The sequence below is a fragment of the Leucobacter sp. CX87 genome (assembly GCF_018682295.1).
In the GTDB taxonomy this organism is placed as follows: Bacteria; Actinomycetota; Actinomycetes; order Actinomycetales; family Microbacteriaceae; genus Cx-87.
This window is the reverse complement of the sequence record NZ_JAFIRI010000001.1, coordinates 605,421-630,769: the sequence shown is the minus strand read 5'-3', so window position 1 is coordinate 630,769 and position 25,349 is coordinate 605,421. Positions and strand designations below refer to the sequence as shown.

Sequence of the window (25,349 nt, the reverse complement as noted above, 5' to 3'; positions counted from 1 at the left end):
TAATCCCCCACAACTATCCGGGGCTCGCCGCGCCCTTTCCCCCTTTTATAGGGGGGGTGGGGGGCCGCGCCACGCCCGATGTTCTAGGTCCGCTCGATTCGTGCGAGTTGCTTGCCGCCCGCCTTCGAGCGGCGCACGAGGAAGAGTGCGGCGACGCCGATGGAGAGCAGCGAGGCCACCATGACGGCGACCCGTGCAGTGTCCGCCTCCTGGGGCGATTCGAAGCTGAGCTCGGTGACGAGCAAGGAGACGGTGAAGCCGATTCCGGCAAGGGCCGCGACGCCGATGAGCTCTCTCCAGCGAACCGACGGGTCAAGCTCGGCCTTGGTGAATCGGACGAGCAGCCAGGTCATCAGCGCGATGCCGATGGGCTTGCCGATGATCAGGCCGGCCAAGATACCGAGCGAGATGGGGTGGAACGGGAACCCGCTCGCGTCTCCGAGCGCGACGCCCGAGGCAAAGAACGCGAAGACGGGCACGGCAAACCCGCTCGAGATGGGCCGGAAGCGGTGCTCAAACTCCTCGGCAAGCGCCGTTTCGTCGCGCCCGCGAACCGGCACGGCGAAGCCGAGCAGTACGCCGGCGATGGTGGCGTGGATGCCGGAGGCGTGTACGAGGGACCACGTGAGCAGGCCGAGGGGGAGCAGGATGACCCAGGGGGCCCAGGTGGCGCGGGCGAACCAGGGCGCGAAGCGGTGCGCGAGGAAGAAGAACAGTCCGAGGGGAATGAGGGCCGCAACCATCGGCAGCCAGGCGAGCCCGCTCGTGTAGACGATGGCGATGATGATGATCGCAATGAGGTCGTCGACCACCGCGAGCGTCAGCAGGAACATCCGCAGCGCCGGGGGGATGCGCGGCGCAAGGAGCCCGAGTACGGCGACGGCAAACGCGATGTCGGTCGCGGTGGGAATCGCCCAGCCGCGCACCTCGGGCGTACCCCAGTTGATTGCCGCGTAGATCAGGGCAGGGATAACGACCCCGCCGAATGCCGCAGCCACCGGGACGACCGCGGTGCGCACCTGGCGCAGGTCGCCCGTGACAAACTCGCGCTTCAGCTCGAGCCCGGTCAGGAAGAAGAAGATCGCGAGCAGTCCGTCAGAGGCCCACGCGCCCAGCGACAGGTTGAGGTGCAGCGCCTCGGGGCCAATCTTGAAATCTCGCAGCGCAAAGTATGGATCGGCGAGCGGGCTGTTCGCGGCGATGATCGCGAACACCGCCGCCACGAGCAGCAGGATCCCGCCAGTGGCCTCCTTGCGCAGGATCGCCGCGACCCGGCCGGACTCGGTCAGTCGCAGGCGTGAGCTCAGGCGTCGAGGGCGCCTGCCCGAGGAATTGGGGGTGGGCGTCGCGGGGGGCTTCGTCATCAAGTCTCCTGAATCGTTTCGCGAGCGGGGGTCCGCTCAGCGCACGTCGACCAGACTTCCCGACACACCAGGGTCAATCCTAGCGGCCTGTGACGCACGGGCCGGGAAGCAGTTCTCGTCGCACCCGTTGCGGCAGGATCCTGCCGGTTGCCGGGAAGGGCTAAGGGAGGCGCCGCTCGCGCTGAGGCGACTCGGGCTCGTCGTCGTCGAGCATGGATACTGACGCGATGGCCAGGATCACGCCGGCGGCCCAGACGCCCCAGACGACATAGCGGCGCCAATCGGTCGGCATCTGCTTGGTCTGCCGTGCGGTGCTGTAGGCCGCCGCCACCGCACCGATGACGCCGAGGTTCGTTACGTACTTTCCGATCGCCATCGACGTTGCTCCTCCGGTCGTGCTGAGCCCGGAACTTCGGGCCTGATCTACGCTACGCTAGTCGCGCACCCAGCATGCGGTGTAGAAGACTGTCAAGAAAGGTCGTCGGTTCACCATGGCGAAGCAGGACAACGTGGCACTGTTTGAAGAAAGTTCGCAAGGCGCGGTTGGGGCAACCACCGCCATCGTCTTCGTGCTGTCGCTCGTACTGACCTTTGGCGGCATGGTGCTTTCCAGCTACGCCTTTGGCGCGGCGAGCCTGCATATTGAGATCTTCTCTGCCGGTCTGGTGGCCACGATTCTGGGGATGCTGATCCCGTTCACCCTTCTTCCCGCGCTGCAGAAGTAGCGCAGAACGCCGCCGAATCCTCGTGTTCGGCAGCACGTAGGGCCCGTTTGCAGCTTGCAGGCGGGCCCTACGTGCGTCTCGGGGACTGTCGGCATGGATAGACTGGCGCCATGGCAGAGATCGACATGAAGCCGCGCAGTCGCGACGTCACGGATGGAATCGAGAAGGCTGCGGCCCGGGGCATGCTCCGCGCAGTCGGAATGGGCGATGAAGACTGGGTAAAGCCCCAGATCGGCATCGCAAGCTCTTGGAATGAGATTACTCCGTGCAATCTCAGCCTTGACCGACTCGCCCAAGGGGCGAAGGAGGGCGTCCACGCAGGCGGTGGATACCCGATGCAGTTTGGCACGATCTCCGTGTCCGACGGCATCTCCATGGGCCACGAGGGCATGCACTTCTCGCTCGTGTCGCGTGAGGTCATCGCCGACTCGGTCGAGACCGTCATGATGGCCGAGCGCCTCGACGGGTCCGTCCTCCTCGCCGGCTGCGACAAGTCGCTGCCCGGCATGCTCATGGCTGCCGCGAGGCTCGACCTCGCATCGGTCTTCCTCTACGCGGGATCGATCGCTCCGGGCTGGGTCAAGCTGACCGACGGCACGGAGAAGGAAGTCACCATCATCGACGCCTTCGAGGCGGTCGGTGCATGCAAGGCCGGCACGATGAGCGAGGAAGACCTCAAGCGCATCGAGTGCGCGATTGCTCCCGGCGAGGGCGCCTGCGGCGGTATGTACACCGCCAACACCATGGCATCGATCGCGGAAGCGCTCGGCATGAGCCTCCCCGGATCGGCCGCGCCGCCCAGTGCGGACCGCCGCCGCGACTACTACGCCCACCGCTCGGGCGAGGCCGTCGTCAACATGCTGCGCCTCGGCATCACGGCCCGTGACATCCTCACGAAGCCCGCGTTCGAAAACGCCATCACCCTGTTGATGGCCTACGGAGGCTCGACGAACGCGGTGCTGCATCTGCTCGCGATCGCTCGCGAGGCCGAGGTTGACCTCACGCTCGAGGACTTCAACCGTATTGCCGACCGCACGCCGCACCTGGCGGACATGAAGCCGTTCGGCAAGTACGTCATGAACGACATCGACCGTCACGGCGGAGTCCCCGTCGTGCTCAAGGCGCTGCTTGATGCGGGCCTCCTGAACGGCGACGCGCTCACCGTGACCGGCAAGACGATGGCCGAGAACCTGGCCGAGCTGAACCCGGATCCGATCGACGGCGAGGTGATCCGTCACCTCGACAACCCGATCCACGCCACCGGCGGACTGAGCGTGCTGCACGGCTCGCTGGCTCCCGAGGGTGCCGTCGTCAAGACGGCCGGCTTCGACCTCGATAGCTTCGAGGGTCCCGCGCGCGTCTTCCAGCGTGAGCGTGAGGCTATGGACGCGCTCACCGAGGGCAAGATCGGGAAGGGCGACATCGTCGTCATTCGCTACGAGGGTCCCAAGGGCGGCCCCGGGATGCGCGAGATGCTTGCGATCACCGGCGCCATCAAGGGCGCGGGCCTCGGCAAGGATGTACTACTATTGACGGACGGACGATTCTCGGGCGGCACAACCGGCCTATGTATCGGACATATTGCACCTGAGGCCTCGGACGGAGGTCCGATTGCCCTGGTGCGCGACGGTGACCTGATTCGGGTCGATATCGCCGCTCGAACGCTTGACCTGCTGGTGGATCCCGCAGAGTTAGCAGCCCGCCGATCCGGCTGGGCTCCGCTTCCCCCGCGGTACACGCGTGGCGTTCTCGCCAAGTACTCGAAGCTCGTGCATTCTGCGTCTGAGGGCGCAATTACGGGCTAACGTCGCACGCGTCCGACACACACCTGCAACAGAAAGCCAGAGATGACTCCGGAATCAGTTTCCGCTGTTCCCACACCCGGCTCGGCACGATCGAGCGCGCGCGGTGAACGAATGACGGGCGCGCAAGCGGTCGTCCGCAGCTTGGAAGAGCTGGGGGTGACAGACGTCTTCGGGCTTCCCGGAGGCGCGATCCTCCCGGTCTACGACCCGCTGATGGACAGCACCCGCTTGCGCCACATCCTTGTGCGTCACGAACAGGGCGCCGGCCACGCCGCCGAGGGCTATGCCTCGGCGAGCGGCAAGGTCGGGGTCTGCATCGCGACGTCCGGCCCGGGCGCGACGAACCTCGTGACGGCCATCGCCGACGCGTACATGGACTCCGTGCCCATGCTCGCCATCACGGGGCAGGTCTTCTCGACGCTCATGGGAACCGACGCGTTCCAGGAGGCGGACATCGTCGGCATCACGATGCCGATTACGAAGCACTCGATCCTGGTGAAGAACGCTGCGGAGATCCCGAAGGCGATTGCCGCGGCGTACCACATTGCCTCGACCGGTCGCCCCGGCCCCGTGCTCGTGGACATCACTAAGGACGCTCAGCAGGCTGAACTGGACTTCGTCTGGGACCCGCGGGTCGACCTTCCCGGGTATCGCCCGGTCACGAAGGCGAACAGCAAGCAGATCCAGGCCGCTGCCGATCTCATCGCCCGCGCCGAGCGCCCCGTGTTCTACGTCGGTGGTGGAATCGTGCGCGGCCGCGCGTCCGAGGAGCTCATGCAGCTCGTCGAGCTCGTCGGTGCCCCCGTGGTCACCACCCTCATGGCGCGTGGGGCGTTCCCCGACTCGCACCAGCAGCAGCTCGGGATGCCGGGCATGCACGGCACCGTTCCCGCGGTGCTTGCACTGCAGGAGGCTGACCTGCTGATCACGCTGGGCGCGCGGTTTGACGACCGCGTGACCGGGCGGGCCGAGCTGTTCGCCCCCGAGGCAAAGGTCATCCACGTCGACATCGATCCCGCGGAGATCTCGAAGATCCGTGTCGCCGATGTCCCGATCGTGGGCGACGTCCGCGACGTGATGGTAGACCTGGCGAGCGCCGTTGGCGCGATCCAGCGCGAGAGCGGACTCGCCGACCAGAGCGTGTGGTGGGAACGCCTGAACGGCCTCCGCGAGGAATTCCCGCTCGGCTTCACCCAGCCGACCGACGGTCTGCTCAGCCCGCAGCACGTCATCCAGCGCATCGGCGAACTCACCGGACCCGAGGGCATTTTTGCCGCGGGCGTGGGTCAGCACCAGATGTGGTCGGCGCAGTTCATCAAGTATGAGCGCCCGAACGCCTGGCTGAACTCGGGCGGCGCCGGCACCATGGGCTACTCCGTACCCGCCGCAATGGGGGCGAAGGTTGCCGAGCCGCAGCGAGACGTGTGGGCAATCGACGGCGACGGCTGCTTCCAGATGACCAACCAGGAACTTGCGACCTGTGTGATCAACGACATCCCGATCAAGGTTGCCGTGATCAACAACTCGTCGCTCGGGATGGTGCGTCAGTGGCAGACGCTGTTCTACGACAAGCGCTACTCGAACACCGAGCTGAACACCGGTCACGGGAGCCAGCGGGTGCCCGACTTCGTGAAGCTCGGCGAGGCCTACGGTTGCCTCGCGATTCGGGTGGAGCGCGAAGACGAGATTGACGCCGCCATCAAGCTGGCGCTCGAGACGAACGATCGCCCCGTGGTGATCGACTTCGTCGTGAGCGCGGACGCGATGGTGTGGCCGATGGTCCCGCAGGGTGTTTCGAACAGTGAAGTCCAATATGCCAAAGATCACAGCCCGGAATGGGGGGATGAATAAGCCATGACTCGTCACGTATTGAGCCTCCTCGTCGAGGACAAGCCGGGTCTCTTGACCCGCGTCGCTGGCCTGTTCGCCCGCCGCAGCTTCAACATCGAGTCGCTCGCCGTCGGCCCGACCGAGATCGCGGGCCTCTCGCGCATCACGGTCGTCGTCGACGAGGCCGAGCTGCCCTTCGAACAGGTGACGAAGCAGCTGAACAAGCTCGTCAACGTCATCAAGGTCGTCGAGCTCGAAACGAGCCAGTCGGTGCAGCGCGAACACGTGCTCATCAAGGTTCGCGTTGACCACCAGACCCGCTCGCAGGTGCTCGAAGCGGTCAACCTTTTCCGCGCCCGTGTCGTCGACGTGGTCACCGATGCGCTCGTGATCGAGGTCACCGGAGATTCGGGCAAGATCGAGGCCTTTCTCAAGGTCCTCGAGCCGTTTGGTATCAAGGAGATCGTGCAGTCCGGCCTCATCGCCGTGGGCCGCGGGTCCAAGTCGATTACCGAGCGCGTCTTCAAGAACTAGTTCACTGCCGAGGGCAGACGCCTTCGGCCTCAAGCTCCGCGCCCCACCGCGCGGGTCACACCCCAACCAAGGAGAGTAATACCGTGGCAGAGATCTATTACGACGCTGACGCTGACCTGTCGATCGTTCAGGGCATGAAGGTTGCTGTTGTGGGCTACGGCTCGCAGGGCCACGCCCACGCGATGAACCTTCGCGACTCCGGCGTTGATGTCCGCATCGCGCTCAAGGCTGAGTCGAAGTCGATCCAGAAGGCGGAAGAAGCCGGCTTCACCGTCATGACGGTCGCCGCTGCTGCCGAGTGGGCTGACCTCATCATGATCCTCGCGCCGGATCAGCACCAGCGCGCGATCTACAACGACGAGATCAAGGGTCACCTGACCGCGGGCAAGGTCCTCGCGTTCGCGCACGGCTTCAACATCCGCTTCGGCTACATTGAGGCGCCCGAGGGCGTCGACGTGATCCTCGTCGCCCCGAAGGCTCCCGGCCACACGGTGCGTCGCGAGTTCGTCGCAGGCCGCGGCATCCCCGACATCATCGCGGTCGAGCGCGACGCCTCGGGCCACGCCTGGGACATCGCCAAGTCGTACGCGAAGGCAATCGGCGGCACCCGCGCCGGCGTCATCAAGACGACCTTCACCGAAGAGACCGAGACGGACCTCTTCGGCGAGCAGGCAGTGCTCTGCGGCGGCGTCTCGCAGCTCGTGCAGTACGGCTTCGAGACCCTGACCGAGGCTGGCTACCAGCCCGAGATCGCCTACTTCGAGGTGCTGCACGAGCTCAAGCTCATCGTCGACCTCATGTGGGAGGGCGGCATCGCCAAGCAGCGCTGGTCGGTCTCCGACACGGCCGAGTACGGCGACTACGTTTCGGGCCCCCGCGTGGTGGACCCCAGCGTCAAGGAGAACATGCAGGCCGTTCTCGCCGACATCCAGAATGGCGCGTTCGCTCGTCGCTTCATCGAGGACCAGGACAACGGCGGCAAGGAGTTCGCGGAGCTCCGCGCCAAGGCTGAGGCTCACCCGATCGAGGCTGTTGGCCGCGAGCTGCGCGGTCTCTTCGCGTGGAAGTCGACCGACGAAGACTACGTGGACGGCTCGGCCGCACGCTAGTTTCGCAGTCTGAAAGACCCGCTCCGAGTTTCTTCGGGGCGGGTCTTTTGCGTGCGACGGCCTCCCCGATCCGCCGAGGCAACGGCTATTGGCCCAGGCGCCGCTTCGTCAGCGCTGTGGCCTGTGCGGTCCAGGGATCCTCGGGCCACGGATGCTTCGGGTAGCGGCCACGCATCTCCTTCCGAACGTCCTGATACGGGCCGTTCCAAAACGACACGAGGTCGCTCGTGACGGCAAGCGGCTTGCGTGCCGGGGAGAGCAAGTGAAACAGGATCGACACTCGACCGTCGACCAGCGTCGGAGATTCGGCGAGCCCGAAGAGTTCCTGCAGCTTCACCGCGACGACCGGGGGCGCCGCCGAGTCTTCGGCGTCGGGGTATTGAATCTGAGCCGTCGATCCCGACGGCAGCGCGAGTCGCTCGGGCGCGAGTGCGTCGAGTCTTGCGGCCTCGGGCCAGGGGAGCAGACCCCGCAGGGCGGCAGCGACGCTGATGGCGTGCAGCGATTCGCCTGCGCGAAGACCGCTGAGTGCGGGCCCGAGCCAGTCGTCGAGGTGGTGAATCAGCGACTCGTCCGTCATCGCGGGCCAGGGTGCGCCGAGCGCCCGGTGAACGAGAGCGAGCCGAGCCCGTAAGGCGGTTGCAGCCTCAGACCAGCGCAGCGCAGACAGCCCGGTCGCGCGAAGCTCCGCGGCGAAGGCGGGACCTGCATCCTCTGCCCGCGCGGCGGTCGGTGTCGAGGAGAGCAGGATCGCGCCGAGGCGTCGTTCCTCGCGCACGCGCACGCGACCGGCTTGGATGCTGGCGTGACGAGCTTGTGTGAGCAGCGGCCCGGCGAGGCGGAAGGCGTCGTCCTCGGCGAGAGACGCCGCGAGCCGGATCACGGCCCCGGTGCCGTCGGCTGTGCGCGCATCGCTGCGCTGCACCTCGCGCACGGCGAGCCATTCGCTTCCCAGGAGCCCGCTGCCCTCGGGCAGCGCGGCCCGTGTGCCGCTCGCCAACAAGTACGTGCGGGAATGCTCGCTGACGCGGCGCGCGATCCATTCTGGGCGGGCGAGTGCGGTGACGATCCCGGCGATCGCACCGCTGCTGGCTGGCGCGCTGCCGATGGTGGAGGTGTCCGTGCGCTCGGGCGATGGCCCGACGCTCGCTTCGGACGCGATCCCTTCAAGTCTGCGGCGCTCGCGACGCCAGCGATCCGCTCCGGGGGTGCGGCCGGTGCGGAGTTCTCTGAGGAGCGCGTGGAGGTCAGCGCCCGCGTCGCGATGGTCGTCGGAAAACGCCGCGACGACCTCCGCCGCGAGCGCGGGATCGCCGAGTTCGCGGGCACCCGCGAGCAATGCGCGGGCCTCGCGAACGCCTACGGGCATGCGCACGACCCGGTTGCCGAGGGCCGTGACGTGACCGGTGTCGTCCACGAGTTCGAGGGTGTGCAGCACGGTCTCGGCCTGCGCCATCGAGGCGGGCGGCGGGGGAGTGGGCAGCACGATCCCGCGCCCGCCGGGGGCGCCCCAAGCGGCCAACAGCAGCGCAGCGTCGGTGAGATCAGCGGAGGAAATCTCCGGATTCGAAGCGGCCGGCATTCGAGCAAAGTCGGTCTCTGAGTACGCGCGTACCGCGCGTCCTGGGCCCTGGCGGGCCGCGCGGCCCGCGCGCTGCTCGGCGCTGGCCCGGGAGGAACTGACCGTCACGAGCCCGGTCATGTCACGGGCCCGGTCGCGGCGCACCTCGCGCGAGAGCCCGGAGTCGACGACGAGGCGCACCCCCGGCACGGTCAGTGCGCTCTCGGCGAGCGAGGTGCTCACGACGATTCGCGCTGGCTCATCTGGGTGGGCGCGCCCCTGCACGGCGCGGTCCTGCTCGCGAGCCGGGATCCTGCCATGGAGCGGGAGGATCTCGACCGCCTGCGAGCCCGAAGCGCCCGTGCGCAGGAGCCGCACGACCTCGTCGACCTCGCGGGCACCGGGCACGAATACGAGCGCGTCGGTGCCGACGGCGCGCTGCGAGGACAGCGTCACGGCGGCTAGATGCGCCAGGAACCCCCGGGTGACCCCGCGCTCGTCGAGCCGTGGTCCGTCGAACGGCGCGTGCTCGATGTCCAGCGGAAAGAGCGCCGAGGGGATCTCCACGATCTGGGCGGGGCCCGTCCCCGCTGCGGCTCCCAGCACCTCAGCGACATGTCCGGCGTCGAGGGTGGCCGACATTGCCACGACGATCAGATCATCGCGCAGCGCCCGTACCTCGGAGACGAGCCCGAGAAGCAAGTCCCCGTCGACGGAGCGCTCGTGGATCTCGTCGAGGATGACGGCGCCGACGTTCTCGAGGCTCGGGTCGGAGATGAGCCGGCGGAGCAGCACGCCGGGCGTGAGCACCTCGAGCTGTGTGTCGCGGCCGACGGTGCGCTCTCCGCGCACCGTGAACCCGACCGCGCCGCCGAGGTCGCTGCGGTCGAGCTGGGCGATTCGGCGCGCCGCTGCGCGCACCGCAACGCGGCGCGGCTGGGTGAGGAGCACCCGCGGGGGCGGCGCGTCGGCGCCCTGGCGGGCCGCGCGCTCAGCGACGAGATGTGCGACGAGGGGCGGGACGAAGGTGGTCTTGCCGGTACCGGGCGGGGCTGTCACGACCATCGCGCCGACCTGCGCCGCGCGCTCGAGTTCGGGGCGTGCCGCGGCTACGACGAGCCCGGCGCCGATCGCGTCGAGATCAAAAAAATGCCGGGCCACGAACTTCATCCTAGGAGGAGGTCCGTGGCCCGGCACGCGGTGGGCCCACGCGGGACTACTCCGCGGGTGCCTCGCTCGGGGTTTCCTCCGGGGTGGTGCCCTCGTCGGTAGGGGCGGTGTCGCCGCCCGCGAGGACGGCGTCCACCTGCTCCTGCGTGTAGCCGCAGTACTTCACTGCCTCTGACTCCCACCGCTTGGTGAGACGATCCTTGTTTGCGGCGTGAGCGTCGGCGACGGTGCCCGAGTAGATCGTGCCGTCCTGCGACTCCTTGTTGACGTCGGGCACGTCGGCGCAGACGTGGAAGACCGTGCCGGACTTAGTCCAGAACACGAGGTCCTCGCCCGTGAGCTGCTGGATCGTGTTCGACTCCGCCGAGTACTGCTCGACCGAGGGCGGGTTGATTGAGGTGCCGAGGAAGCCAGCGACGAGCAACACGACGATGCCGAGCCCGCCCGCGAGCGCCTTCTGCTTGCCGCTCATGTCCTTGTTGAGGAAGATCAGGATGATGAGCGGCAGGAACGCGATGACCGTCACGATTGCGCCGAGCTGATTCTGCACGAAGAACCGAATCGAGTCTTCGCGCGACGCCGGGTCGACTCGGTTCGCCTGCTTCCACAGCAGCGAGCCGGTGACGGCAAGTGCGCCAATCACGACGATGAGAAGAATGAGCAACCACATCGTGACGGGGTTCTGGCGTAGGACGCCGAAGATGGCCCAGGCCTCGAGGCCAATGGCGGCGACCCAGGCAACCCAGGCGAAGATGCGCAGGCGCGTCGCCTGCGACTTTGCCTCCGCGGTCGGCGCCCAGGTGACCCCGTTCCCGGCGCCACTCGCCCCGCCGGACTCCGTCTTCGCCGCACGCGGCGAGCCCGCAGGGGCCTCGGCCTTCGGCGCCGACTCGACGCGGACGACCTTCTTCTTCCTTGACGGCTCCGTCACGGCGGTTCCCTTCGGGTCTGTAAGTACTCACACATCTCAAGCAGGGTGGACGAACTGGTCCACCCGCTCACTGATCGAAAGACTAGTCGACAGTGGGTGCGCCCGGCAGGGGTGCCGCACCGGGCAATGGCTCAGGGACGCTTCGATAGTCTGGGAGTATGCGGAAACGGACACCACGGGAGGCGCGCGAGAGCGCTCTCGCCAGCGGCTGGACCGTCGAGGGCGACGCCCTCGAATCGGACCTGACGCCAGCGCCCACCTCACATCTGGCGGACCCAGCGCTCGGGCAGGATCCTGCCGGGGGAGAACTGGCCGACGAGGGTGCAGCCGCCGACGAGACCGACGGGCTCAGCAACGCCGCGATCGTGCTGTTGGGTGCGTTCGGCGGCATCTACTTGCTCTACTCCTGGGGTTGGTTCATCGTAGCCCAGGCATACTCCGCGGTGAACTCCTCGACAGCGGCCGGCAGCGGGATTGTCGGCGGGGTGCTGCAGCAGATCATCTTCTGGGCCGCCCCGGTGGCCCCCGCGGCATGGCTCGTTACCGCGATCCTGTTGACGCGCGGCCGCGGGACCGGCCGTCTCGCCCTCGCCCTCGTTGTCGGGGCGATCGTGCTGATCCCGCTGCCCATGCTGGTGTCGGGAGTCGTCGCGTGAGCGCGCCGAAGAAGGCCGGCTGGATCGTGTGGACGATCGGCGGCCTGGTCACCCTGATGTACGGCTACGCAGTGGTGGCGGCAGTGGGAAACCTCCTCGGTATTCCCGGCATCGCCGCGGCACTTGGACTGGGCGTCTCGGCTGCCGGCTGGGCCTGGCTCTCGCTCGGCGTCGCGCTGCCCGTACTGGTCTACGTGGTCGCCCTCGTGATCTCCCGACGGCGCCCCGGCTGGGCCAGGATCCTGCTGCTCGCGACAGGGCTCTGCGTCGTCGCGGTGCTGCAGCTCGACATCATGCACGTCATCCCGCAGTCCAGCTTCTTCGCGTAGCGCTGCCGCGCGCCCGTCACACGGCGTAGCAGCGGCATTTGGGTGCTCCGTCACGGAATATACTCAAATGGTGCCCGGGCACCCGGGACAAGTTGCCGAACCCGAAGGAATCGCCTGTGTCGAAGCCGGTCGTGCTGATCGCCGAAGTACTTTCGCCCGCAACCATCTCGGCCCTTGGCCCAGATTTCGAGGTCGTGAACGTTGACGGAACCGACCGTCCGGCGCTCCTGTCGGCCCTCGCAAACGCGGATGCGATTCTCGTCCGCTCGGCGACCCAGGTCGACGCCGAGGCGATTGCCGCCGCCCCGAAGCTCAAGGTCGTGGCCCGCGCGGGCGTCGGTCTCGACAACGTTGACATCAAGGCGGCTACGCAGGCCGGTGTCATGGTGGTCAACGCACCCACCTCGAACATCATCAGCGCCGCCGAGCTGACGGTCACCCACATCCTGGGGCTGGCCCGCCACCTGCCGCGCGCGCACCAGTCGCTGTCTGAGGGCCTCTGGAAGCGCTCGTCGTTCACCGGCATTGAGCTGTACGAGAAGACCGTCGGCATCGTCGGCCTCGGCCGCATCGGCGCGCTCGTTGCAGAGCGCCTGCGCGGTTTCGGCGTCGAGCTCATCGCGTTTGACCCCTACGTGACGGCCGCCCGCGCCCAGCAGCTCGGCGTGCACCTCGTCTCCCTGGAAGACCTCGTCGCCCGCGCCGACTTCCTCACCATCCACATGCCCCGCACTCCCGAGACGCTCGGCATGATCGGTGCCGCGGAGCTCAAGGCAATGAAGTCGACCGCCTATGTCGTGAACGTCGCCCGCGGCGGCCTCATCGACGAGGCGGCCCTCGCCGAGGCGCTGCAGGCCGGCGAGATCGCCGGTGCCGCACTCGACGTCTTCGTGCAGGAGCCCCCGGCGGACAACAGCCTCACGGGCCTGCCCAACGTCAACGTGACCCCGCACCTCGGCGCCTCGACCGACGAGGCCCAGGAAAAGGCTGGCGTCTCGGTCGCGAAGTCGGTGCGCCTGGCGCTCGCCGGCGAGCTCGTCCCGGACGCCGTGAACGTCGCCGGCGGCGCGATCGACGAGTACGTCCGCCCCGGGTTGCCCCTCACGGAAAAGCTCGGTCAGGTCTTCGCCGGCCTCGCCTCGGGCCGGATCACCTCGCTCGACGTGGTCGTGCAGGGCGAATTGCAGGAACACGACGTCAAGGTGCTGCAGTTGGCCGCGCTCAAGGGCCTGTTCGCGCAGATCGTCAGCGAGCCGGTGTCGTACGTGAACGCCCCGCTGCTCGCGGAGCAGCGCGGCGTCGCGGTGCGGCTGATCACCGAGGCCGAGGCCGAGGACTACCGCAACGTGATCTCGCTCCGCGGTGCGCTGGAGGACGGCACGCAGATTTCGGTGTCGGGCACGCTGACCGGCCCGAAGCAGATCGAGAAGATCGTCGAGGTGAACGGGTACGACCTCGAGCTCCCGTTCGCCGACCACCTCATCGTGTTTACGTACTCGGATCGCCCCGGCATCGTGGCCGCCTATGGCGGGCTGCTCGGTGAGGCTGGCGTGAACATTGCCGGCCTGCAGATCGCACGGGATGAGAAGCGCGGCACCGCGCTCAGCGTCCTCTCGGTCGACTCGCCTGTTTCGGAGGAGCTCGTGGCTCAGCTGCGCACCGCGATCGGCACCGACGAGGTGCGCGTGGTCGACCTGCTCGGCGGCTAGGTTTTCAGTTTCTTGCTCTGCCCCCGGCGCCCGCGCGCCGGGGGCAGAGCTGTTTCTGCCGAACGCGCGGTGCGGGACCGGAATCCCGGGGAATCCTGGGCGTGCGTGATACGCTGAGGAATGTGGTGTCGTGTGTCGATACCGCAATCAACGAAGCAACGAGCACGCCGGCAGGTGCGCTGGTCTTCGGTGGTGAACTCCTCTCGGATGAATTGCGCTCGAGGGTGGCTTTCTACTGTTGATCAGCAACTGCGGCGCAACACGCGTCGCGCTCTGCCCGCTGGGGTGCTCCGAGACGAATGGAGATCCCGTGGAGGGTCCTGAAATCAAGTTCGCCGAGGCAGTCCTCGACAACGGCAAGTACGGAAAGCGGACGATCCGCTTCGAGACTGGCCGTCTCGCGCAGCAGGCACAGGGTGCCGTCGCTGCGTACCTGGATGAGGAGACGATGCTCCTCTCCGCTACCAGCGCATCGAAGCAGCCGAAGGATCACTTCGACTTCTTCCCGCTGACGATTGACGTCGAAGAGCGTTCGTACGCCGCCGGCAAGATCCCCGGCTCGTTCTTCCGCCGCGAGGGCCGCCCCTCGACCGAGGCGATCCTGGTCTGCCGCCTGATCGACCGGCCGCTGCGCCCGTCGTTCGTCGCCGGCCTCCGCAACGAGGTTCAGGTTGTCATTACCGTGCTGTCGATCGCCCCGGGCGAGTTCTACGACGCACTCGCGATCAACGCCGCCTCGGCGTCGACGCAGATCTCGGGCCTGCCCTTCTCCGGCCCCATTGCCGGCGTGCGTCTCGCACTGATCGGTACCCAGTGGGTCGCGTTCCCGAACGTTGAGCAGCTCTCGGAGGCTGTCTTCGACCTCGTCGTTGCGGGCCGCGTTGTCACCGACGCCCAGGGCAACGAAGACGTCGCGATCATGATGGTCGAGGCTGAGGCCACCGAGCACAGCTGGGAGCTCATCCGCGGCGGCGCAACCAAGCCCAACGAGGCCGTCGTCGCCGAGGGCCTGGACGCGGCAAAGCCGTTCATCGCGCAGCTCGTCAAGGCTCAGTCGGAGCTCGCCGCTCAGTCGGCGAAGGAGATCGCCTTCTACCCGGTGTTCCCGCCGTACTCGGACGAGACCCTCGCCGCCGTCGACGCCCTCGCCCGCGAGGAGCTTGCCCCGATCTACCTGATCGCCGACAAGCAGGAGCGCCAGAACGCTGACGACGCCCTGAAGGCGCGCGTCAAGGAGGCCATCGCGGCCAAGGTTGAGGCTGGCGAGCTGCCGGCAGACGCCAACAACCAGGTCTCCGCTGCGTACAAGAGCGTGACCAAGGACATCGTCCGCGGCCGCGTCCTCGCAGAGGGCGTTCGCATGGACGGCCGCGGCCTGAGCGACATCCGTGCGCTTGACGCTGAAGTCCAGGTCATCCCGCGCGTGCACGGTTCGGCTATCTTCCAGCGCGGCGAGACCCAGATCCTGGGTGTCACCACGCTGAACATGCTCAAGATGGAGCAGCAGATCGATTCGCTGTCGCCCATCAAGAGCAAGCGTTACCTGCACCACTACAACTTCCCGCCCTACTCGACCGGTGAGACCGGCCGCGTGGGCAGCCCGAAGCGTCGCGAGATTGGGCACGGCTTCCTCGCCGAGCGCGCCCTCGTGCCGGTGCTCCCGTCGCGCGAGGAATTCCCGTACGCCATCCGCCAGGTCTCCGAGGCGCTGAGCTCGAACGGCTCGACCTCGATGGGCTCGGTCTGCGCGTCGACCCTCTCGCTGCTCAACGCTGGTGTGCCGCTGCGCGCACCGGTCGCGGGCATCGCGATGGGTCTCGTGTCGGATCAGCACAATGGTGAGACCCGCTACGCGGCACTCACCGACATTCTCGGTGCTGAGGACGCGCTCGGCGACATGGACTTCAAGGTCGCCGGTACGTCGGAGTTCATCACGGCCATCCAGCTCGACACGAAGCTCGACGGACTTCCGTCCGACGTGCTGAAGGGCGCGCTGGCGCAGGCTCACGAGGCGCGCCTCACGATCCTTGACGTGCTGAACCAGGCAATCGACGCACCCGACGAGATGGCACCGACCGCGCCCCGCGTGATCACTGTGAACATCCCCGTCGACAAGATCGGTGAGCTGATCGGCCCCAAGGGCAAGACGATCAACGGTATCCAGGACGAGACCGGCGCCGACATCTCGATCGACGACGACGGCACCGTCTACATCGGTGCGGTCGACGGCCCGGCGGCTGAAGCGGCTCGCGCGGCGGTCAACGCCATCGCGAACCCGCAGAACCCCGAGGTCGGCGAGCAGTACCTCGGCACCGTTGTGAAGAACGCCACGTTCGGCGCCTTCATCTCGCTGCTGCCCGGTAAGGACGGCCTGCTGCACATCTCCGAGGTCCGCAAGCTTGCCGGTGGCAAGCGCGTGGAGAACGTGGACGACGTGCTCTCGATCGGTCAGAAGATCCTCGTGGTGATCACGAAGGTTGACGATCGTGGCAAGCTCTCGCTCGCCCCCGTGTTGGAGGAGGCCGCTGCCGAAGAGGCAGCAGCCGAGTAACTCTCGCGCAACTGAAACGGGCTCCGTGCGACACGCACGGGGCCCGTTTTGCTGTCTGGGCCGTTCTGCGGTCGATACGGGAGCGGCTTGGTAACGTTTTCGGCGAGCCCGCAGGCGCTCGGCGTTCGCGGTCCTATGCTCGAAAGCAAGGCCTGGTGACGGAAGGCGGCTTTGTGGGAACCAATGGCGAGCGGCTGAACGAGCTCGCGCTGTCGTTACGGCGTGCGACTCAGGTGGCGTCTCGTCACGAAGCGTCCGGGAGGCACGCGCCCGGGGTTCCCGCCGTGACGCGCCCGGTAGAGGTGCGTCCCGGAAGTCTGGCCGATGTTCCCCGTCGTCGCATCGGTCACTCCGATATCGTGATCCCTCCCGTGGCGCTCGGGACGAGCGTGTTCGGGTGGACGATGGATCGCCCTACGAGCGTCGCGGTGCTTGACCACTACGTCGACGTCGGCGGAGAGTTCATCGACACTGCCGATAACTACGCCGCCGGGATGTCCGAGACGATGATCGGCAATTGGATGCGCGCCCGCCGCGCCCGAGACCGCGTCACCCTCGCCACCAAGGTGGGTCGGGGGAGCGAGTTCCCCGGACTGGGCCGCGCGGCCATTCACGGTGCCGTCGACGCCTCGCTCGAGCGCCTGGGCACGGATCACGTGGACGTGCTCTACTTCCACATCGAGGATCGGGCAGTGCCGCTCGAGGACTCGCTGGCTGCCGCGCATGAGCTGATCCAGGCGGGCAAGGTGCGAGTGCTCGGCGCCTCCAACTTCACGGGCGCCCGACTGGTCGAGGCGAGGGTGCTCTCGGCGATGGGCCTGCCCCGCTTCGAAACGATTCAAGAGCACTACAACTTGATGCACCGCGAGGAATACGAGGCAGACATCTCCCTCGCGGCGGGCTCGCAGGGGCTTGGCGTGCTGCCCCACTACGCTCTGGCACACGGTTTTCTCGGCGGCGCGTATCGTCGCCGCGCAGATGGGATTGGCAATGCCCGGCGTGCCCGCGCGGGACAGTATCTCAACCGGCGCGGCCTCCGCGTGCTCTCCGTGCTCGATCGCATCTCCGCGCAACGCGGAGTGTCCACCGCCCGCATCGCGCTCGCGTGGCTGCTGGCCCGCCCTGGCGTCGTTGCCCCCGTCGTGAGCGCCGATTCGCTCGTGCATGTCGACGAGTTGGCGGCCGCGACGACCCTGCTGCTCGACCCTGAGGAGATCGCCGATCTCGACCGCGTGAGCGCGCCTGAACGACGCCGCAATCGAGAGCTGAACCGCCAGGTCGACTAGGTCGTTCGCGTTGTCGCCGTGCCCCAGCTGGGTCGGTTCGGAGTTGTAGGGTCCTCAATCAAGCTCTGGCGTCTATTTTGTTGAGTTCCGAGAAGATTCTCGGCGCATTCCGAACTGGCCGTTTTCGGGCCTGTTTTGTCGGTGGTTCAGTATGTACTGCGGGTATGGAACTCACGCCCCGAGATGACGAACAGACTCACGAGGCCGCGCCGCGGCGTCGGCCGTCACGGGTGCGTTTCGAGCCGACTGAGATTGGGTCGCGCAAGGCGCGCGAGGTCGGGACGCTGCGGGACGCCGTCATCGCGGCATCACGGCGGTGTGCGCTGGCGGAGGCTGAGCGGGCTCGCGCGTTTGCGTTGCTCCAAGAACATGCCATCGTAAATAGCAGTTCTGATGCAGAGATCAGCCTGACCTTGCACTCGCGCGCCGCAGAATGCGCCGCCGCGATGGGCATCAGCGAACGAACGGTGCTGGGGCAGATGGCCGAAGCGCACACCCTCGTCTCCGCGTACCCGGCCGTGATTGCTGCGGTCGAGGAGGGTAAGATCACGTTCCAGCACGCAAGGGTCGTCGTAGCGGAGGGCTCGAGCGTAGACCACCGGCTGCGCGAGACCTACGAAGCGCGTTGCCTCGAGATGGCGGTGCAGGTCTCGGCGGGACGCCTCCGCGCAGGGGCGACGCAGATCGTGCAAGAACTCCAGCCCCGCGGCCTCGACGAGCGCCACGCGATCGCTGCGTCCCAGCGTTGCGTCTGGGTGCGCGAGCTTCCCGACGGCATGGCCGAGCTCGGCGCGATTCTACCCGCACCACTGGCGTACGGCATCCGCGACCGAGTGCAGAACATTGCGAAAGCCCTGAGGCGTGAGGTCGCGAGCGAGGAAGCGGCGTGGGCCGGGGCTGCGGCGCCCATTCCGCAGTCTGTCGCGTTCAGCAGTCCGACGATTGCGGAAGCGATCGGCCTCACGCTTGCGCCTCCGACGGGGCCGCGAGCGGCTCGTGCCCGCGAGGAGCGCGCTCTCGGCACCTATCGTGCCGATGTGTTTGCTGAATTGCTGCTGACCGGGGTGCTGGGCAACGCCGAGGGGACAACGACGGCGCAGCGGGTTGCGCCTCATATCCGCGCAAGTATCTCGATCATCTTCCCGGTGGGCGGAACTGCCACGCTCGAAGGCTACGGCCCGATCGATTCGACCACGGCCCGCCAGCTTGCCGCGGTCGCGCCCGGCTGGGACGCCATCACGATCGATTCCGACGGGCAGGTTCTCTCGACCGATCGGCGGCAGCCGACCGAGGCGATGAAACGAGTCTTGCGGACTCGCGACCAGCACTGCAGGTTTCCGGGCTGCGTAATCCCGACACGATCGTGCGAGATCGACCATACGATCGAGTGGGCGGCGGGTGGGCCGACTGCAGTATCGAACTTGGGACACCTGTGCCCTAAACACCACCTGCTCAAGCACCCGGACCTCGCGCATCAGATCCAGTGGCGGGTCCGGCAGGACGCGGGCGGGGTGTTCGTCTGGACGAGCCCGAGCGGGGCGGAGTACACCGACCGGCCAGACGGCGCCCTGCGAGCGCAGACCGGCGTGACGGACGCCGCGGCGGCCTCCACGACTTGCGGCCCGGAAGTTCGCCGGCGCTGGGCATAGGCTGGAGCCATGTCTGATGTCACCGCGCTGCCTCTTGATGGTCCCGAACTCTCGGCCGAGTTGGGCGGCGGTTTCATGCGCCGCACGGTGCACCCGAGCGGGCTCCGGATCCTGACCGAGCGCGTTCCCGGTGCCCGCAGCGCGAGCATCGGTTTCTGGGTCGGCGTCGGCTCGCGCGATGAGCAGGCCGAGCGCGGGGACGCGCCGGGCAGCCTGGGGTCGACCCACTTCCTCGAACACCTCCTCTTCAAGGGCACTCCCGCGCGGAGCGCGTACGAAATCGCGACGAGCTTCGACGGCATCGGGGCTGAGCACAATGCCCTTACGGCCAAGGAATACACCTGCTATTACGCGAAGGTGCGCGACGCAGACGTCGACCTTGCGGTCACCGTCCTTGCGGACATGGTGACCTCGTCCGTGATTGATGCCGACGAGTTTGAGAATGAGCGCGAGGTCATCCTCGAAGAGCTCGCCATGGCCTCAGACGACCTCTCTGACGTCGCGAACGAGCGCTTCTTCGAGGCAGTGCTGGGCGATCACCCGCTGGGGCGCCCGATCGGTGGCCTGCCCGAGATGATCCGTGCCGCGCGTCGTGACGATGTCGATCGCCACTACCGGGACCGGTACCTGCCGTCGACGCTGGTGGTCACGGTGGCGGGGGCGGTCGACCACGATCGCCTCGTCGCCCAGGTGCTCGACGCCCTCGCCGCCTCGAACGAGCCCCGCTGGCACCCAGACGCGCTCTCGGCACCCGCACCGCGCCGCGCCCGAGTCGATACGACGAGTGACCCGGCCGACGTGCGCGTCATTGACGTGGTCGAGCGTCCGAGCGAGCAGGTGAACCTCATGATCGGCTCGCGCGGCTTTATTGGTGGCGATGATCGGCGCTTCGCCTTCGGCGTGATGAACTCCGTGCTGGGCGGGGGGATGGCAAGCCGCCTCTTCCAGGAGATCCGCGAGAAGCGAGGCCTGGCGTATACGGCCTACTCATTCGGCGCCAGCTACTCGGACGGCGGTCTGTTCGGAATGTATGCCGCCTGCGCCCCGCAGAAGGCGCTCGAGGTCGTGGACCTCTCGATCGCGGAACTCGCGAAGATGGCGCGCCACGGGATCACCGCCGAAGAGCAGCAGCGCGCGCTCGGCCAGATCGCCGGCTCTTCTGCCCTAGCCCTCGAAGACTCCGATACGCGCATGGGTCGGCTCGCGCGCGCCGAACTCGGCACGGGGGAGCTGATGGACCTCGACGCGACGCTCGCTCGATTCGCTGCGGTCACCCGCGACGACATCGTCGAGGTCGCGCAGTTCCTGGCAGAACGACCGCTGACGGTGGTCGCCGTCGGCGAGGTATCACGGTCGGGCCTGCAGGCAAGCGAGCCGCGGCACGATCCCGCGAGCCGTCCGAGCCCGGCGACCGCACTCGTTGCTGCGGAGGCTGCGCAGGATCTGGCCGGTTCCGCGCGCGTGACCGGCGGCGCGCCCGCGTGAACCAGGGGGCGGCGATTGTGGGTTCCGGCCCGAACGGGCTCGCCGCCGCAATCACGCTTGCTCGAGCCGGGGTCCCGGTCACGGTGTTCGAGTCCGCCCCGCAGGTCGGCGGCGGCATGCGGACCGGGGAGCCGGTCGCGCCCGGCCTTCGCCACGACCTCTGTTCCGCGATCCACCCGATGGCGCTGGCGTCCGAGTTTTTTCGCAGATTCGAGCTCGAGCGCAGGATTGAGTTCGCGGTTCCCGAAGCGTCGTACGCGCATCCACTCGACGCGGGAGTGGGGAGCGGCGCCGGGGAGGCCGCGATCGCGTATCGTTCGCTCGCACGGACCGCGGATGAGCTCGGCCGCGATGGTGGCGCCTTCCGGTCGTTGCTCGCGCCGCTCGTACGCCGAGTCGATCAGGTCCAGGAGTTCGCAATGGGCGGCGGGATGCTGCGCGTCCCGGACTCAGCATTCACCGCGTTCGCCGTTGGTCTTCGGGCACTCGAGCAGGGCACCGGGCTCTGGAACGCTCGATTTCGGGGCGACGCGGCGCCAGCACTCTTGGCGGGCGCGTTCGCGCACGGCATGACGCGCCTTCCCTCTCTTGCCGCGGCGGGCGTGGGGCTTGTGCTCGCCACGCACGCGCACGCACGTGGCTGGCCAGTGCCGATCGGTGGTTCCCAGTCGATCGCGGATGCGATGACCGCTGACCTGCTCGCGCACGGGGGCTCGATCGTCACCGACACGACGATCGGCGACCTAGCCGAGCTGCGGGCCTACGGGGAATTTGGGACGGTGATCTGCGACACATCTGCGCGCGGACTCGCCGCTATCGCGCGTCGTCAGCTGCCGTCGTCCTATCGACGGCGGCTCGCCCGTGTGCGCCCGGGGCCCGGGGCGTGCAAGGTCGACTTCGAGCTGGACGGCCCCATTCCGTGGCGGGACGAGCGCGTGGCGCTCTCGCCGACCGTGCACCTGGGCGGGACGCGGGCAGAGATTGCCGCGAGCGAACGTGACGTCACACGCGGCAAGCGGAGCGAATCGCCGTTCGTGCTGCTCGCCCAGCCGGACGCGTGGGACACGGCACGAAACCGCGCTGGTCGCATCGCGATTTGGAGCTATACCCATGTGCCCACGGGGTGGGCGGGGGACGAGTCTGCGGCGGTGATCCGGCAGATCGAACGTTTCGCGCCGGGGTTCCGCGACCGCATCGTGGCGATTCGCACGACGAGCGCGCTCGAGTTCTCGCAGTACAACGCCAACTATCTCGGTGGTGACATTGGCGCGGGCGCCATCACCCTGCCGCAACTGCTCGCACGTCCCTCGGCCGGGCCTGCCCCCTGGCGCACCCCGGTCCCGGGGCTCTATCTCGCCTCGGCGTCGGTTGCCCCCGGCCCTGGGGTGCACGGGCTCGCGGGTTGGTACGCGGCTCGAGATGCGCTTCGGCGCGACTTCGGGCTGCCCGAGCCAGCACTCGGCGTCGACGCGGCGCGCGGGTAACTCCGCCCCTTCCCAGACGCAGTATTCTGCGACCGCGATACCCTGAGCAGGTGAACGCGAAGCACTCTGCCCCCGCAGCCATTGTCCAACCGGTCTCGGCCGGACACACGGAACCCGGATCGACACAGACCGTCGCCGTGGCCGGCGCCTCGGGCCGCCTCGGCGCGCTCGTCTGCGCGGTCGTGGAAGCGACGCCGGGCTTCGAGCTAGTGGCCCGCCTCGGCCGCGCGTCCCAGCCAGCCGAGGGCGCCGAGGCCGACATCTTGATCGACGTGACGCACCCCGAGCAGTCGCCGGCGATCGTCGCCCGCGCGCTCGGGAATGGCCAGAGCGTCATCGTCGGCACGAGCGGCTGGTCTGCTGAGCGCCTGGCGGAGCTGGAAACGTCTGTCTCTTCGGCCACGCGGCGAGGCGGCGGACCCGCTAGCGTGCTCGTCGTCCCGAACTTCTCGCTCGGCTCGGTGCTCGGAACCGTGCTCGCGCGTATCGCAGCGCCGCACTTCGACGCCGTCGAGATCATCGAGGCGCACCACCCGGGCAAGGTCGACTCGCCCTCGGGCACTGCGGTGCGCACCGCGGAGCTGATCGCGGGGGAGCGCCAGGGCCGGGCGATTGATGCCCCGTTCGCCGACCAGGAAGCGCGCGGCGAGCTCGTCGCGGGAATCCCCGTGCACAGCCTTCGCCTCGCGGGCGTGCTCGCGAAGCAGGAGGTGCGTTTCGGTGGCCCCGGTGAGGTGCTCTCGATCACCCACGACACGCAGTCGGATGAGGCGTACCGGCCCGGGATCCGCGCCGCCCTGCAGGCGGCGGGCACGATTCCCGGGATGACGGTCGGACTTGATCGGGTCCTCGGCCTCGACGGGTACTTTGGGGCGCGCGCATGAGCCGCAGGGCCCGGGCGATCACGATGGTCGCCGTGATGAGCGCGCTGCTCGTCATCTATTTCGGCTTTGCCCTCACGCGCGCCTTCGCGCTCTTTGCCTCGGGTACCCCAATTGCGATCGCGATGGGGGTCGCGCTCATTGTGCTGCCACTGATCGGAGGCTGGGCGCTCTGGCGCGAGCTGGCCTTCGGCCGTGGGGCAACCCGACTCATGGACCGACTCGAAAGCGCCGGTCGACTGCCCGAAGAAGAGGTGGATACGCTCCCGTCCGGGCGGCCCGTTCGAGGGCAGGCCGACGCCGCGTTCCCACGCTACCGCGAGGCCGCCGAGGCGGATCCTGACTCGTGGGAGGCCTGGATGCGGCTCGGTATTGTGTACGACGCGTGTGGGGACCGCACACGTGCCCGTGCAGCGATTCGTCGCGCAATCTCGCTGGAACGTCAGCCTGGCGGTGGACCCTCTACTTCCGATTAGCAATTCATCTGAAGTGGATCTACAATCAGGCGTTGGTTTCGCCATTGTTGGCGCCAGCCCCCGCGGAAGTCCGCGATCAGAGTTCAGGTGCCCCCCACGATGGTCGGCACCGGCGAGATGGCGCTCACTCGGCGCCGGAAAGTGACGTGTGTATCACGATGTCTCAACAGCCGAAGGCCGATAGCCCTCCCACGCGGGCGCTCGACTCGATGACCGGAATGAGCCGCAAGGGTCTTCCCGGCGGCACGATCGGGGTACTGGGCGCCATTGTGGTTGGCCTCTCCGTCTGTGCGCCGGCGTACACGCTGACCTCGGCGATCGGCCCTGCCGCGAGCGAGGTCGGGGTACAGACGCCCGCGATCTTCCTCGTCGGTTTTGTCCCGATGCTGCTTGTGGCGTTCGGCTACCGTGCGCTGAACGATGCGATGCCCGATTCGGGCACCTCGTTCACCTGGGGCACCCGCGCATTTGGCCCGTGGGTCGGCTGGATGGCCGGCTGGGGCCTGATCGCCGCGACCGTGCTCGTGCTGTCGAACTTGGCGGGTATCGCCGTCGAGTTCCTGTTCCAATCGATCGGCGAGGTGATTGGTGATCCCAACTTCCACACCCTGGTGTCGGGCGAGGACGGCAACATCTTCCTGAATATCGCGGTCTGCCTCGGATTCCTGGCGCTCGCAGCCTTCATCTCGTACCGCGGCATGACCTCGACGAAGATCTTCCAGTACGTCACCGTCTTCTTCCAGCTCGCCGTCCTGATCTGGTTCATCATCGCGATGTTCGTGGGCGCGGCAAACCCGGCAAATACTGAGGCTCTGACTCCGCAGCTATCGTGGTTCAACCCGCTCGAGGTTGACAGCTTTAGCGCATTCGCCGCCGGCATCGCCGTCTCGATCTTCGTGTACTGGGGCTGGGACACCGTACTCACGATGGGTGAGGAGACGAAGCCGTCGAAGGGCCGCATGTCGACCGCGAGCAAGGCCGCGATGATCCTCGTGGTCATGCTCGTCGTCCTGTACGCGGGCACCGCGACCGCGACCGTCGCGTTCTCGGGCGTCGGCGACGGCCCCACGGGCCTGAGCAACAGCGCGATCCAGGAGAACGTCTTCGCCGCGATCGCGCACCCCGTGATGGGGCCGATGGCGATCTTCCTGTTCCTGGGGGTGCTGGTCAGCGCGATGGCATCGATCAACTCGACCGCTATCTCGCCCGCCCGCACCCTGCTCGCGATGGCGCACTACGGTGCCATGCCGCAGGCGCTGAAGAAGATCCACCCGAAGTACAAGTCGCCCTACGTCGCGCTGTTGGCGTCGACGATCGTGGCGGCGCTGTTCTACGCGATCATGCGCTTCGTTAGCTACAACGTGCTCTGGGACACCATTACCTCGCTCGGCATCATGGTGTGCTTCTACTACGGCCTCACGGCGCTCTCGAGTGCGTGGTACTTCCGCAAGACGGCGTTCCGCGAGGGCATCTGGCAGGGCTTCAGCAAGATCGTGCTGCCGGGTCTCGGCGGACTCTTGCTGCTCGTCGTGTTCGTGCAGACGATGATCGACAGCACCAAGCCCGACTTCGGCTCGGGCTCGAACATCGGCGGCATCGGCCTCGTGTTCGTGCTGGGCGTCAGCGTCCTACTGATCGGCGCGATCATCATGATCTGGCAGTCGCGGGTGCGCCCCGCATTCTTCCGTGGCCAGATCCTGCGCACCGGCGATGACAGCCAGGTGGTTCGCTCGGCGGACGCGGTGGAGTTCGATATCGCGGAGTAGTCGATCCGCAGAAACGCGCGGCGGCCGGGTGGGGAATGTCTCACCCGG

The 25,349-nt window shown here is 67.6% G+C and carries 20 protein-coding genes; 16 read left to right on the top strand and 4 right to left on the bottom strand.

What is annotated here, in order from left to right; translation table 11 throughout:
• Positions 1 to 83: 83 nt before the first annotated feature.
• Positions 84 to 1,364, bottom strand: coding sequence for a Na+/H+ antiporter NhaA (nhaA, locus tag KOE53_RS02990; RefSeq protein ID WP_188057288.1), 1,281 nt, complete (start codon positions 1,362 to 1,364; stop codon positions 84 to 86).
• A gap of 160 nt (positions 1,365 to 1,524) precedes the next feature.
• A complete protein-coding gene (locus KOE53_RS02985; RefSeq protein WP_188044092.1) occupies positions 1,525 to 1,740 on the bottom strand; it encodes a hypothetical protein in 216 nt (71 codons plus the stop codon).
• A gap of 115 nt (positions 1,741 to 1,855) precedes the next feature.
• Between KOE53_RS02985 and KOE53_RS02980 the strand changes: the two genes are divergently transcribed.
• From KOE53_RS02980 to ilvC, 5 genes are all read left to right on the top strand, one after another.
• A complete protein-coding gene (locus KOE53_RS02980) occupies positions 1,856 to 2,089 on the top strand; it encodes a hypothetical protein (RefSeq protein ID WP_188044091.1) in 234 nt (77 codons plus the stop codon).
• A 110-nt stretch (positions 2,090 to 2,199) separates the two neighbouring features.
• The gene (gene ilvD / locus KOE53_RS02975; RefSeq protein WP_188057287.1) at positions 2,200 to 3,894 is read left to right on the top strand and encodes a dihydroxy-acid dehydratase; all 1,695 of its coding nucleotides are present in this window, start codon (positions 2,200 to 2,202) and stop codon (positions 3,892 to 3,894) included.
• Positions 3,895 to 3,936: 42 nt separating this feature from the next.
• A complete protein-coding gene (locus KOE53_RS02970; protein WP_188057286.1) occupies positions 3,937 to 5,745 on the top strand; it encodes an acetolactate synthase large subunit in 1,809 nt (602 codons plus the stop codon).
• A 3-nt stretch (positions 5,746 to 5,748) separates the two neighbouring features.
• Complete coding sequence (gene ilvN, locus KOE53_RS02965; protein WP_188044088.1) at positions 5,749 to 6,258, top strand: acetolactate synthase small subunit; 510 nt, start codon at positions 5,749 to 5,751, stop codon at positions 6,256 to 6,258.
• A gap of 83 nt (positions 6,259 to 6,341) precedes the next feature.
• On the top strand, positions 6,342 to 7,367 hold the full coding sequence (gene ilvC / locus KOE53_RS02960; RefSeq protein ID WP_188057285.1) for a ketol-acid reductoisomerase: 1,026 nt from the start codon (positions 6,342 to 6,344) through the stop codon (positions 7,365 to 7,367).
• Positions 7,368 to 7,452: 85 nt separating this feature from the next.
• Here the strand turns inward: ilvC and hrpB are convergent, their stop codons facing one another.
• Both hrpB and KOE53_RS02950 read right to left on the bottom strand, forming a co-directional pair.
• Complete coding sequence (gene hrpB, locus KOE53_RS02955) at positions 7,453 to 10,098, bottom strand: ATP-dependent helicase HrpB (protein WP_188057284.1); 2,646 nt, start codon at positions 10,096 to 10,098, stop codon at positions 7,453 to 7,455.
• Positions 10,099 to 10,144: 46 nt separating this feature from the next.
• Positions 10,145 to 11,029, bottom strand: a complete 885-nt coding sequence (locus tag KOE53_RS02950) for a mechanosensitive ion channel family protein (protein WP_188057283.1) — start codon at positions 11,027 to 11,029, stop codon at positions 10,145 to 10,147.
• A 158-nt stretch (positions 11,030 to 11,187) separates the two neighbouring features.
• On the opposite strand from KOE53_RS02950, the gene KOE53_RS02945 reads away from it, so the two are divergent.
• From KOE53_RS02945 to KOE53_RS02895, 11 genes are all read left to right on the top strand, one after another.
• Complete coding sequence (locus KOE53_RS02945; RefSeq protein ID WP_188057282.1) at positions 11,188 to 11,685, top strand: hypothetical protein; 498 nt, start codon at positions 11,188 to 11,190, stop codon at positions 11,683 to 11,685.
• On the top strand, positions 11,682 to 12,014 hold the full coding sequence (locus tag KOE53_RS02940) for a hypothetical protein (RefSeq protein ID WP_241095385.1): 333 nt from the start codon (positions 11,682 to 11,684) through the stop codon (positions 12,012 to 12,014). Before KOE53_RS02945 ends, KOE53_RS02940 begins: the two co-directional genes overlap by 4 nt.
• 116 nt (positions 12,015 to 12,130) lie before the next feature.
• Positions 12,131 to 13,723, top strand: coding sequence for a phosphoglycerate dehydrogenase (gene serA / locus KOE53_RS02935; RefSeq protein WP_188044083.1), 1,593 nt, complete (start codon positions 12,131 to 12,133; stop codon positions 13,721 to 13,723).
• A 310-nt stretch (positions 13,724 to 14,033) separates the two neighbouring features.
• Positions 14,034 to 16,274 carry a polyribonucleotide nucleotidyltransferase gene (locus KOE53_RS02930; RefSeq protein ID WP_188044082.1) on the top strand — a complete coding sequence of 747 codons (2,241 nt, stop codon included), beginning with the start codon at positions 14,034 to 14,036 and terminating at the stop codon, positions 16,272 to 16,274.
• A gap of 284 nt (positions 16,275 to 16,558) precedes the next feature.
• Complete coding sequence (locus KOE53_RS02925) at positions 16,559 to 17,560, top strand: aldo/keto reductase (protein ID WP_353055564.1); 1,002 nt, start codon at positions 16,559 to 16,561, stop codon at positions 17,558 to 17,560.
• Between the two features lie 164 nt (positions 17,561 to 17,724).
• Complete coding sequence (locus KOE53_RS02920) at positions 17,725 to 19,209, top strand: HNH endonuclease signature motif containing protein (RefSeq protein ID WP_188057281.1); 1,485 nt, start codon at positions 17,725 to 17,727, stop codon at positions 19,207 to 19,209.
• Positions 19,210 to 19,218: 9 nt separating this feature from the next.
• Positions 19,219 to 20,694, top strand: coding sequence for a M16 family metallopeptidase (locus tag KOE53_RS02915; RefSeq protein ID WP_188057280.1), 1,476 nt, complete (start codon positions 19,219 to 19,221; stop codon positions 20,692 to 20,694).
• Positions 20,691 to 22,178, top strand: a complete 1,488-nt coding sequence (locus KOE53_RS02910; RefSeq protein WP_188057279.1) for a phytoene desaturase family protein — start codon at positions 20,691 to 20,693, stop codon at positions 22,176 to 22,178. Before KOE53_RS02915 ends, KOE53_RS02910 begins: the two co-directional genes overlap by 4 nt.
• Before the next feature lie 137 nt (positions 22,179 to 22,315).
• Complete coding sequence (dapB, locus tag KOE53_RS02905) at positions 22,316 to 23,062, top strand: 4-hydroxy-tetrahydrodipicolinate reductase (protein ID WP_188057335.1); 747 nt, start codon at positions 22,316 to 22,318, stop codon at positions 23,060 to 23,062.
• A complete protein-coding gene (locus tag KOE53_RS02900; protein WP_188057278.1) occupies positions 23,059 to 23,535 on the top strand; it encodes a tetratricopeptide repeat protein in 477 nt (158 codons plus the stop codon). Before dapB ends, KOE53_RS02900 begins: the two co-directional genes overlap by 4 nt.
• Positions 23,536 to 23,693: 158 nt before the next feature.
• Positions 23,694 to 25,301 carry an APC family permease gene (locus KOE53_RS02895; RefSeq protein ID WP_188044077.1) on the top strand — a complete coding sequence of 536 codons (1,608 nt, stop codon included), beginning with the start codon at positions 23,694 to 23,696 and terminating at the stop codon, positions 25,299 to 25,301.
• Positions 25,302 to 25,349 lie beyond the last annotated feature (48 nt).

Excerpts from the sequence above, each read along its gene's own strand:
- KOE53_RS02985 (WP_188044092.1), bottom strand. The coding sequence starts at position 1,740 with ATGGCGATCGGAAAGTACGTAACGAACCTCGGCGTCATCGGTGCGGTG.
- ilvD (WP_188057287.1), top strand. The coding sequence starts at position 2,200 with ATGGCAGAGATCGACATGAAGCCGCGCAGTCGCGACGTCACGGATGGA.
- KOE53_RS02945 (WP_188057282.1), top strand. The coding sequence starts at position 11,188 with ATGCGGAAACGGACACCACGGGAGGCGCGCGAGAGCGCTCTCGCCAGC.
- nhaA (WP_188057288.1), bottom strand. The coding sequence starts at position 1,364 with ATGACGAAGCCCCCCGCGACGCCCACCCCCAATTCCTCGGGCAGGCGC.
- KOE53_RS02895 (WP_188044077.1), top strand. The coding sequence starts at position 23,694 with ATGTCTCAACAGCCGAAGGCCGATAGCCCTCCCACGCGGGCGCTCGAC.
- KOE53_RS02970 (WP_188057286.1), top strand. The coding sequence starts at position 3,937 with ATGACTCCGGAATCAGTTTCCGCTGTTCCCACACCCGGCTCGGCACGA.
- hrpB (WP_188057284.1), bottom strand. The coding sequence starts at position 10,098 with ATGAAGTTCGTGGCCCGGCATTTTTTTGATCTCGACGCGATCGGCGCC.
- ilvN (WP_188044088.1), top strand. The coding sequence starts at position 5,749 with ATGACTCGTCACGTATTGAGCCTCCTCGTCGAGGACAAGCCGGGTCTC.
- KOE53_RS02980 (WP_188044091.1), top strand. The coding sequence starts at position 1,856 with ATGGCGAAGCAGGACAACGTGGCACTGTTTGAAGAAAGTTCGCAAGGC.
- KOE53_RS02920 (WP_188057281.1), top strand. The coding sequence starts at position 17,725 with ATGGAACTCACGCCCCGAGATGACGAACAGACTCACGAGGCCGCGCCG.
- KOE53_RS02900 (WP_188057278.1), top strand. The coding sequence starts at position 23,059 with ATGAGCCGCAGGGCCCGGGCGATCACGATGGTCGCCGTGATGAGCGCG.
- KOE53_RS02915 (WP_188057280.1), top strand. The coding sequence starts at position 19,219 with ATGTCTGATGTCACCGCGCTGCCTCTTGATGGTCCCGAACTCTCGGCC.